Below are 8833 nucleotides of genomic sequence, written 5' to 3' on the forward strand. Positions count from 1 at the left end.
GCCTTCACGCCATCCGCCGGACGCGCCGCGCCCGTGGCATCCGTCGCGCTCATGTCAGCCGGCCGTGCCCGCCGCCTTGGCCTCGGCCTCGGCGCGCCAGCCGGCCTCCTTCTGGATCCACTCGTTGTCCTGGGGGAAGTCCTCGAGCTCGTTCACGCGGCGCACCTCGAGCCGGGCGCCGGGGCCGAGCGGGCAGCGCTTCGCCCACTCGACGGCCTCCTCCTTGCTCGAGACGCCGATGATCCAGAAGCCGTTGAAGAGCTCCTTGGCCTCGGCGTACGGGCCGTCGGTCACGACCGGCGGGGTCGCGTCGAAGTCGACGACGAAGCCCTCCTTCGCGTCGGCGAGGCCCTCACCGGCGAGCAGCACGCCGGCCTTGATGAGCGACTCGTTGTAGGCGCCCATCGCGGCGATGACCTCGGCGAAATCCATCTGCTCGTAGTTGGCGATGCCCTCGTCGTCGGCCCGCATGATCAGCATGTACTTCATCGTCGTTCTCCTTGGTGGTGGTGGATCGTGGCCGGCCGTGGTGGCCGCCTCATCCTTGCGTCGAACGGCCGTACGCCCGGATCGACATCGGCGCGAAGGTTTTTCTCCGACATGGTCGCACGCGCCCGCCATCGCGACGAGGACCGCGTCGAGCTCAGGATGCCGCGTGCGGCACGAGCCGCACGATGACCGCCTTCGACACGGGGGTGTTGCTCTCCTCCGCCGCGCTCTCGAGGGGCACGAGCACGTTCGCCTCGGGGTAGTACGCGGCCGCGCAGCCGCGTGCGGTCGGATACGCGACGATCCGCTGGTTCCGCAGCACCCGGTCGGGCTCACCGCGCCATTCGCTGTGCACGTCGACGCGCTGGCCGTCGGCGAGGCCGAGCTCGGCGAGGTCGTCGGGGTTCACGAAGACGACGTCCCGTCCCTTGCGGATGCCGCGGTACCGGTCGTTCAGGCTGTAGATCGTCGTGTTGAACTGGTCGTGCGCCCGCAACGTCTGCAGGATGAGGCGCCCCGGCGGCCGGTCGAGGTGCTCGAGCTCATTGACGGTGAGCACCGCCTTCCCCGACGCGGTGTCGAAGCGGCGCTCGTCGCGCGGCCCGTTCGGCAGCACGAAGCCGTCCTTCCGGCGGACGTCCTGGTTGAACGACTCGAAGCCGGGCACGACGCGCGAGATGCGGTCGCGGATGACGTCGTAGTCGTCCTCGAAGTCCTGCCAGGGGAGGTCGGCGCCGGGCAGGTCGGCGCCGCCGCGCTCGCCGAGGGTCGCCCGCGCGAGCCGGCAGACGATCGCCACCTCCGAGAGGAGTCCGGGAGCGACCGGCGGGATCGCGCCGTGGCTGGCGTGCACCGCGCAGACGCTGTCCTCGACCGAGACGAACTGCGGATGCCCCTGCTGCAGGTCGACCTCGGTGCGGCCGAGCGTCGGCAGGATGAGCGCCTCCTCGCCCGTGACGACATGGGAGCGGTTGAGCTTCGTCGACACCTGCACGGTGAGCTTCGCGCCGCGCATGGCGGCCTCGGCGACGGCGGTGTCGGAGATGGCGCCGACGAAGTTCCCGCCGAGCGCGAAGAACACGTCGATCTCGCCATCGCGGAGTCCCTGCACCGTGCGCAAGGCGTCGGCACCATGGGCACGCGGCACGGCGAAGCCGAACTCGGCCTCGAGCGCCGCGAGGAACCGCTCGGGCATCCGCTCCCAGATGCCCATGGTGCGGTCGCCCTGCACGTTGCTGTGTCCCCGGATCGGCGAGGCGCCGGCACCCGGCTTGCCGATGTTGCCGCGCAGGAGCAGCAGGTTCACGATCTCCTTGATCGTCGGCACGGCCTTGCGGTGCTGCGTGAGTCCCATCGCCCACGTGATGATCACCCGGTCGGCGGCGAGGTACTCGGCGGCGAGGTCGTCGATCTCGTGCGATGCGAGCCCGGTCGCGGCGAGCACGGCGGCCTCGTCGAGGTCGGCGAGGTGCGTGCGCAGCGCCTCGAGTCCGACGGTGTGCTCGGCGAGGAACGCGTGGTCGAGCACGGTGCCGGGGGCGGCGTCCTCGGCGTCGAGCACCCGCTTCGACACGGCCTGCAGCAGCGCCATGTCGCCGCCCGAGCGGATCTGCAGGAACCGGTCGGCGATGGCCGTGCCCTTCCCGACGATGCCGCGCACCCGCTGCGGGTTCTTGTAGCGGATGAGCCCCGCCTCGGGCAGCACGTTCACCGACACGACCCGGCCGCCGTTGCGCTTCGTCTCCTCGAGCGCGGTGAGCATGCGGGGGTGGTTGGTGCCGGGGTTCTGGCCCATCACGATGACGAGGTCGGCCTTCGCGAAGTCGTCGTACGCCACGGTGGACTTGCCGATGCCGATCGTCGCGGTGAGCGCGGTGCCGGTCGACTCGTGGCACATGTTCGAGCAGTCGGGCAGGTTGTTGGTGCCGAACGCGCGCACGAACAGCTGGTAGACGAAGGCCGCCTCGTTCGAGGTGCGGCCGCTCGTGTAGAACGCTGCTCGGTCGGGCGAGTCGAGGGCGTTGAGTCGGTCGGCGATGAGGCGGAACGCGGCATCCCAGGAGATCGGTTCGTAGTGATCGGATGCCGCGGGCTTGTAGACCGGCTCGGTGAGCCGCCCCTGCCGGCCGAGCCAGTACTCGTCCTCCTCAAGGAGCGAGGTGAGCGAGTGCTCGGCCCAGAACGAGGTGGGGACGGTGATCGGCGTCGCCTCCCACGTCGTCGCCTTCATGCCGTTCTCGCAGAACTCGAGCACGTTGCGGTGGCCGGGGTCGGGCCACGCGCAGCTCATGCAGTCGAACCCGTTCTTCTGGTTGATGGCGAGCGCCAGGCGTGCCGTGCGCGCGGGCCCCATGGAGGTGAGTGCCGGTTCCATCGAGTGCAGGATGCCGGGCACGCCGACCGCCCACTGCTTGGCCGGGTGCACCTCGAGGTCGGGGTAGAGCTCGGGCTCGGGCTCGAGCTCGGGCTCGCGCTCGCTCACGCGGCGCCTCCGCCGACCGCGCCGACGGGCTCGTGCGCGGGTTCCGCGATGCGCTCGGCCCCCGAGTACACCACCATCGACTCGCCCCGGAGGAATCCGACGAGCGTCAGCCCGGCATCCCTCGCCAACTCGACCGCGAGCGACGACGGCGCCGACACCGCGGCGAGCACCGGGATGCCGGCCATCGACGCCTTCTGCGCGAGCTCGAAGCTCGTGCGGCCCGACACCTGCAGCACGATGCCGCGCAGGGGCAGCAGGCCCTCGCGGGCGGCCCAGCCGATCACCTTGTCGACGGCGTTGTGCCGTCCGACGTCCTCGCGGAGCACGAGCAGCTCGCCGGTGCGGCCGTCGAAGAGTGCGGCGGCGTGCAACCCGCCGGTCTTCTCGAACACGTCCTGCCCGGCGCGCAGCCGGTCGGGGAAGGTCACGAGGAGTGCCGGGTCCACGCGCAGGTCGTCGTCGATGGGATACGCGGAGCGGGTGCGCACGGCGTCGATGCTCGCCTTGCCGCACACCCCGCACGAACTCGTCATGTAGGTGCTGCGCTGCACCGAGGCATCCGGAGCCGGGATGCCGGGCGCGAGCGTCAGGTCGAGCACGTTGTAGGTGTTCTCGCCGTCGGGACCCGCGCAGTGGATGGCGGCCGCCACCTGGTCGCCGCGCGCGATGACGCCCTCGGAGATGAGGAACCCCACGGCGAGGTCGACGTCGTACTCCATCGGGGTGCTCCACGACGATCGCCTCGGGTTCGAGCGCGTCGGCGATCTCGCGCAGCAGGTCGGGCACCATCGCGGGCTTCACCGCAACGACCACGAGCTTGGCGCCCGCGACCGCCGTGCGGTTGGCCGCGGCATCCGTCTCGGTGGCGTACGACGTGACGCCCGGCAGGCCCTCGAGCTCGGCGGCGCGCTCGGCCGAGCGGTTCGTCGCGCGGATGCCGCCGTCGACCTCGATGCCCGGCTGCAGCAGGCCGGACAGGATCGCCCTCGCCATCGACCCGGCCCCCAGGAAGGCGATCGCGGGCAGTTGTACTGGGGCGTCGGCGCTCATGTGACCATCCTAGGATTGACGCCATGAGCGCATCGGGCGGAACCAGGGCCATCATCGCGGCATTGCTCGCGAACCTCGGCATCGCGATCACCAAGTTCATCGCGTGGTTCTTCTCGGGCTCGTCCTCGATGCTCGCCGAGGGCGTGCACTCGCTCGCCGACTCGGGCAACCAGCTGCTGCTCATCTTCGGCGGCCGCCAGGCGAAGAAGGAGGCCGACAAGGAGCATCCGTTCGGCTACGGTCGCGAGCGCTACGTCTACGCGTTCGTCGTCTCGATCATCCTGTTCTCGGTCGGCGGCGTCTTCTCGATCTACGAGGGCATCGAGAAGCTGAACCACCCCGAGGCGCTCGAGGTGCCCTGGCTGCCGATGCTCGTGCTCACGATCGCGATCGTGCTCGAGTCGCTCTCGCTGCGCACCGCGGTGAAGGAGTCCAACCACGTGCGCGGCAAGCAGACCTGGGTGCAGTTCGTGCGCCGGGCGAAGGCGCCCGAGCTGCCCGTGGTGCTGCTCGAGGACGTCGCGGCACTCATCGGCCTGGTCTTCGCGTTCATCGGCGTCGGCCTCACCTGGATCACCGGCAACTCGCTGTTCGACGCGATCGGCACCCTGTTCATCGGCACGCTGCTGATCGTCGTCGCGATCGTGCTCGGCATGGAGACGAAGAGCCTCCTCGTCGGCGAGGGCGCGAACGACGACGACCTGAAGAAGATCGAGCACGCGATCCTGGCCGGCCCCGAGTGCGAGCGCATCATCCACATGAAGACGCTCTACCTCGGCCCCGACGAGCTGCTGGTCGGAGCGAAGGTCGGCTTCCACGCCGACCAGTCGCTGCTCGAGGTGTCGACGGCGGTCAACGTCATCGAGCGGCGCGTGCGCCAGGCCGTTCCCGCCGGGCATCGAGCAGCAGGACGAGGAAGAAGGCGGGGAAGATGACGTCGAGGCCGAGATCGTGCATGAACTCGGTCGACGGCGCGAAGACGGCGCCGATCGCGGTGCCGGCGATCCACGCGGGCCACTGCACGAGCGTCGCCCCGAACAGCGTGCCGCGATCGAGGGTGCCGTCGCCGTTCTGCGCAGCGACCCACGACGCATCGACGACGGCCTGCCCTTCGAGCGCGCGCCGGACGGGACCGCCGTGCAGCGAGCGCGCCGACGCGGCGCCCATGGGGATGAATCGGGCGTTGATGAGCGCCGCCGCACCCACGCCCGCCGCGAGACCGCCTCCGGAGGCGGCCGTCACCAGGGCGAACTGCGCCGAGCCCGAGAACGTCACGGCCGACATCACGATGGCCAGCCAGGCGGGCCACCCGTTGGTGACGGCGAACGCACCGAAGCTCACGGCGAGGGCGAAGGCTCCGATCGCCAGTCCCACGCCGATGCGCAACCCCGCGCGCCAGCCGGTCGGAGGCGTCGTCGCGGCGGTCATGCAGTCGACACTAGAACCCACCTCCGACGCACGAGTCGCTCGATTGGCGAAACGGGTCGTTCTCCTGATAACGTGGTCCCTCGGTTCGGGTTGTACGAATTTCCCGGATCACGCACCTCTAGCTCAATCGGCAGAGCAACTGACTCTTAATCAGTGGGTTCAGGGTTCAAGTCCCTGGGGGTGCACGGATCGCCCCGAACCTCTCGCCAGGTTCGGGGCTTTCTTCATGCTCGGGGGCTTTCGTCATGCTCCGGCGATGGACGCCGACCACCCTGCCCGGGCCGTCGTTGGTCCATGCGGTCATTCTCGGCCGGGCCACCGACGCTCAGGACGAGGCGTCCGCCTGGTCGAACACGTGGAACGCGTTGCCGCCCGGACCCTCGAGCTCGATGACGTGGCCGTCGGGGATCTCGAACGGCACGCCGCGGCGCGATATCGACGGGTGGGCCGAGAGGTAGGCCTCGAGATCGTCGACCTCGTACATCGGGCCGGCCGAGCCGGGATCGGTCGAGACCATGACCTGCACGGGCGAGTCGGGCACGGCGAAGGCCACCGTGCCGTCGCCCTCCCGCCAGGCCTCGGACCACCCGAGTTCGTCGCGGTAGAAGGCGATCGCCGAGGCCAGGTCGGCGACGGGCACGTAAAGGAAGCGCAGTTGCATCAGAAACTCCAGACGGTGATCATGTTGTGGGCGGCGAGGACCCCGGCGTCAGCCCGATGCGCGACCGATGGTGAGGAGTTCGTCGATCGACGCGATGCTCACGAGCTGCTCCGCCTGGCGCGCGAGCTCCTCGTCGAGGGTGATGAGCGCGTCGCCCTGCAGGATGGTGAGCGCGACGTACTCCGCGTCGTAGGTCGAGCCCCAGCCCAGCTCATCGGCGACCTTCCACGCACGGCGCCGCAGTACGGCGTCGCCCAGCAGCCGTATCGGGATCTCGGCGATACGCGCGAGCCGTGCATTGGCCTCCGCCTCGGACAGCTCGCCTCGATGCACGGCCTCGTGCAGGGCATTCAGCGTCTGCGAGCGAAGCAGCGTGGGCGCCAGGAGCTCGTGATCGCCGGGGCCCTCGAACTCCTCGGCGGCGAGCTGGAGCACCGCGCTCGCGTCGACGATGAACCGGGCCATCAGTGCCTCCTCGTGTCGGAGGTACCCAAAGCTACTCGGTGCCGAGCGCCTGGAGAACCCGTTGCACCGAGCCGCCCAGGTTCCACTCCTCGCCGAGGCGGCGCACCTCGGCGGCCTCGTCCGCGTCGAGCGCGTGCAGGCGCGCGTCGAACGCCGCGAACTCGAGGTCGCGCACGACCTCGACCACGGTCGGAGCGACGTCGAGGTAGGCGGCGGCGCCCGTGATGCGGGTGCGCATCGTCGCCGACAACGGCACGGTCGGGTCACCGGCGGCGACCACGATCGAGTCGAGGTCGCCGAACTGCTGCAGCAGGCTCGCCGCGGTCTTCTCGCCGATGCCGGCGACGCCCGGGAGGCCGTCGGACGCGTCGCCGCGCAGCACCGCGAAGTCGGCGTACTGGCTCGGCAGCACCCCGTACTTGCCCACGACGGACACGTCGGTGAGGACTTCGAGCTTGCTCATGCCCCGCGCCGTGTAGATGACCCGCACGTCGCGGGCGTCGTCGACGAGCTGGAACAGGTCGCGATCGCCCGTGACCACGTCGACCGGCATGGCGGCCTGCGTCGCGAGGCTTCCGATCACGTCGTCGGCCTCGTGCTGTGGGGCGCCGATGACGGTGAGGTCGAGCGCGGCGAGGATCTCGCGGATCATCGGGATCTGCGCCTCGAGCGGGTCGGGCGTCTCCTCGACGTCGGGCCCCGCGGGCACGATCTCAGCGACCCGGTGGGCCTTGTAGCTCGGGATGAGCTCGACGCGCCAGTGCGGCCGCCAGTCGTCGTCCCAGCAGGCGACGAGGTGCGTCGGCTCGAATTCGGTCACGAGCCTCGCGATGATGTCGAGGAGCCCCCGTACGGCGTTGACGGGCGTGCCGTCGGCGCGCTTCAGCGAGTCGGGCACGCCGTAGAACGCACGGAAGTAGAGCGAAGCGGTGTCGAGGAGCATCAGACGGTCGGCCACAGGGCGATCCTGTCACGGACCGCCGACGGCGAGCGACTTCTGCGACACGACGAGCTCGCACGGCGTGGCCAGCAGCGGCTCGAGCTCGGGATAGAGATCGCCGAGCGGCCCGCGCCGCACCTCGCGGTAGCCGATTCGGGCATACCAGTCGGCCAGGAACTGCTTCGACGGGTGCTCCCACGAGGTCGGCACGAGCAGTTCGAGCTGCAGCTCCCGGAATCCGCGGGCGCTCGCCCAGCGCTCGGCGAAGGCCACGAGGGCACGACCGATGCCGATGCCGCGATGCCGCGGGTCGGCGGCCAGCATCCCGAACTCGGCCGTGCCGGCGTCGAGGGCGTGCACCCGCACGACGCCGACCACCTCGCCGGAGATCCGGGCGGTGGCGAGCTCCTGCTGCGCGATCAGACCGGCGATCTCGCGCGCGTCGGTGCGCCGTGCGCCGTCGACCCATAGTCCGGCCTCGGCGATGAGGTACACGCTGTTGATGAGGTCGGCCACGGTGGTCGCCACCGCGGCATCGTCGGCGGATGCCGCGGGCTCGAGGTCGATCTCGATGGCGGCGTTCGGCGAGGAGGTCACCGCATCATTCTGCCGCTCGCGAGCCGATGACTCGTTCCCAGCCGATGTCTCGGTCAGGAGCCGATGGCCGGTTCACGAGCCGATGGCCGGTTCACGAGCCGATCAGGACGTCGACGCCGACCAGCCGCAGTCCTTCGTACGCGAAGCCGGCGACGCAGTAGAGCGCGAGCACCGTGCCCAGCATGGCCTCGCGGAGGGATCCGGTGTCGCCGAGGAGCGGCAGCGCGACGCGGCCGCTCGGCAGCCACATGCGATTCAGCACCGGCACGGGCCGGAGCCGCTCGGGCGGCCGCGGCGCCCACGGCCACAGCAGGCCCGGGATGCCACCGGTCGTGAGGAAGTCACCGCAGAGATGCGCGGCGAACCCGATCGTGACGGCGAGGGGGAACCAGGCGACCTGTTCGGGCGCGACCACGACGATGAACACCCCGAGCAGCGCGCCGAGCAACCAGGCCGCCGCCCAGGTGCGCACGTAGTCGCGGGCCTTGATGCCGAAGCACGTGAGCACCGCGGTGCCGACGCCGGCGCCGATCGCGATCGAGTCGCGGCCTTCGGTGGCGAACGTGAGGAGGGTGAGCGCCCAGGCCGCAGCGGCGACGACGAGCACGGCGATGGCGGAATGCGCCCCTCGCCGATGACCGCCCGAGAGCGCCTCGACCGTGCCGGTCACGAACCGGCCGAGCAGCGGCACGGAGTGCGAGATGGTGGCGCTGTGGTGGTC

General features: G+C 70.4%; 10 protein-coding genes, 1 tRNA gene and 1 pseudogene. 2 read left to right on the plus strand and 10 right to left on the minus strand.

From position 1 onward, the window contains the following. Nucleotides 1-54 precede the first annotated feature (54 nt). The 4 genes and pseudogenes from GH736_RS12370 to GH736_RS25730 all read right to left on the minus strand — a co-directional run. Nucleotides 55-489 (minus strand): YciI family protein, encoded by a 435-nt coding sequence (locus GH736_RS12370; protein WP_159603680.1) that lies wholly within the window; start codon nucleotides 487-489, stop codon nucleotides 55-57. Nucleotides 490-643: 154 nt separating this feature from the next. Further along, nucleotides 644-2971, minus strand: coding sequence for an FdhF/YdeP family oxidoreductase (locus GH736_RS12375; RefSeq protein WP_159603690.1), 2328 nt, complete (start codon nucleotides 2969-2971; stop codon nucleotides 644-646). Next, a complete protein-coding gene (gene fdhD, locus GH736_RS12380) occupies nucleotides 2968-3690 on the minus strand; it encodes a formate dehydrogenase accessory sulfurtransferase FdhD (RefSeq protein ID WP_159603692.1) in 723 nt (240 codons plus the stop codon). The genes GH736_RS12375 and fdhD overlap by 4 nt, the downstream gene beginning before the upstream one ends. A 70-nt stretch (nucleotides 3691-3760) precedes the next feature. Next, nucleotides 3761-4021: pseudogene (locus GH736_RS25730) on the minus strand (pyrroline-5-carboxylate reductase family protein); the annotation flags it as partial. 23 nt (nucleotides 4022-4044) lie between these two features. Here GH736_RS25730 and GH736_RS12390 point away from each other — a divergent pair. Continuing rightward, a complete protein-coding gene (locus tag GH736_RS12390; RefSeq protein WP_159603682.1) occupies nucleotides 4045-4956 on the plus strand; it encodes a cation diffusion facilitator family transporter in 912 nt (303 codons plus the stop codon). Here the strand turns inward: GH736_RS12390 and GH736_RS12395 are convergent. Beyond that, the gene (locus GH736_RS12395; RefSeq protein ID WP_203230752.1) at nucleotides 4880-5449 is read right to left on the minus strand and encodes an AzlC family ABC transporter permease; all 570 of its coding nucleotides are present in this window, start codon (nucleotides 5447-5449) and stop codon (nucleotides 4880-4882) included. The genes GH736_RS12390 and GH736_RS12395 overlap by 77 nt on opposite strands. 112 nt (nucleotides 5450-5561) lie before the next feature. On the opposite strand from GH736_RS12395, the gene GH736_RS12400 reads away from it, so the two are divergent. Next, nucleotides 5562-5634: transfer RNA gene (locus tag GH736_RS12400), tRNA-Lys, on the plus strand. A gap of 140 nt (nucleotides 5635-5774) precedes the next feature. On the opposite strand, the gene GH736_RS12405 is transcribed toward GH736_RS12400, so the two are convergent. From GH736_RS12405 to GH736_RS12425, 5 genes are all read right to left on the minus strand, one after another. After that, nucleotides 5775-6110 carry a VOC family protein gene (locus GH736_RS12405; protein WP_159603684.1) on the minus strand — a complete coding sequence of 112 codons (336 nt, stop codon included), beginning with the start codon at nucleotides 6108-6110 and terminating at the stop codon, nucleotides 5775-5777. Nucleotides 6111-6158: 48 nt separating this feature from the next. Beyond that, on the minus strand, nucleotides 6159-6575 hold the full coding sequence (locus GH736_RS12410; protein WP_159603686.1) for a type II toxin-antitoxin system VapC family toxin: 417 nt from the start codon (nucleotides 6573-6575) through the stop codon (nucleotides 6159-6161). A gap of 31 nt (nucleotides 6576-6606) precedes the next feature. Beyond that, nucleotides 6607-7518, minus strand: coding sequence for a 5'-3' exonuclease (locus tag GH736_RS12415; protein ID WP_159603696.1), 912 nt, complete (start codon nucleotides 7516-7518; stop codon nucleotides 6607-6609). 27 nt (nucleotides 7519-7545) lie between these two features. Next, nucleotides 7546-8112, minus strand: a complete 567-nt coding sequence (locus tag GH736_RS12420; protein WP_235934132.1) for a GNAT family N-acetyltransferase — start codon at nucleotides 8110-8112, stop codon at nucleotides 7546-7548. A 91-nt stretch (nucleotides 8113-8203) separates the two neighbouring features. After that, the coding region (locus GH736_RS12425; protein WP_159603688.1) for a metal-dependent hydrolase at nucleotides 8204-8833 on the minus strand (630 nt) is incomplete at its 5' end.

The sequence above is a fragment of the Agromyces humi genome, from assembly GCF_009720255.1.
GTDB lineage: Bacteria > Actinomycetota > Actinomycetes > Actinomycetales > Microbacteriaceae > Agromyces > Agromyces humi.

Bases quoted from the DNA above. Each gene is read 5' to 3' on its own strand.
- GH736_RS12370 (WP_159603680.1), bottom strand. From the start codon at position 489: ATGAAGTACATGCTGATCATGCGGGCCGACGACGAGGGCATCGCCAAC.
- fdhD (WP_159603692.1), bottom strand. From the start codon at position 3,690: ATGGAGTACGACGTCGACCTCGCCGTGGGGTTCCTCATCTCCGAGGGC.
- GH736_RS12390 (WP_159603682.1), top strand. From the start codon at position 4,045: ATGAGCGCATCGGGCGGAACCAGGGCCATCATCGCGGCATTGCTCGCG.
- GH736_RS12395 (WP_203230752.1), bottom strand. From the start codon at position 5,449: ATGACCGCCGCGACGACGCCTCCGACCGGCTGGCGCGCGGGGTTGCGC.
- GH736_RS12405 (WP_159603684.1), bottom strand. From the start codon at position 6,110: ATGCAACTGCGCTTCCTTTACGTGCCCGTCGCCGACCTGGCCTCGGCG.
- GH736_RS12410 (WP_159603686.1), bottom strand. From the start codon at position 6,575: ATGGCCCGGTTCATCGTCGACGCGAGCGCGGTGCTCCAGCTCGCCGCC.
- GH736_RS12415 (WP_159603696.1), bottom strand. From the start codon at position 7,518: ATGCTCCTCGACACCGCTTCGCTCTACTTCCGTGCGTTCTACGGCGTG.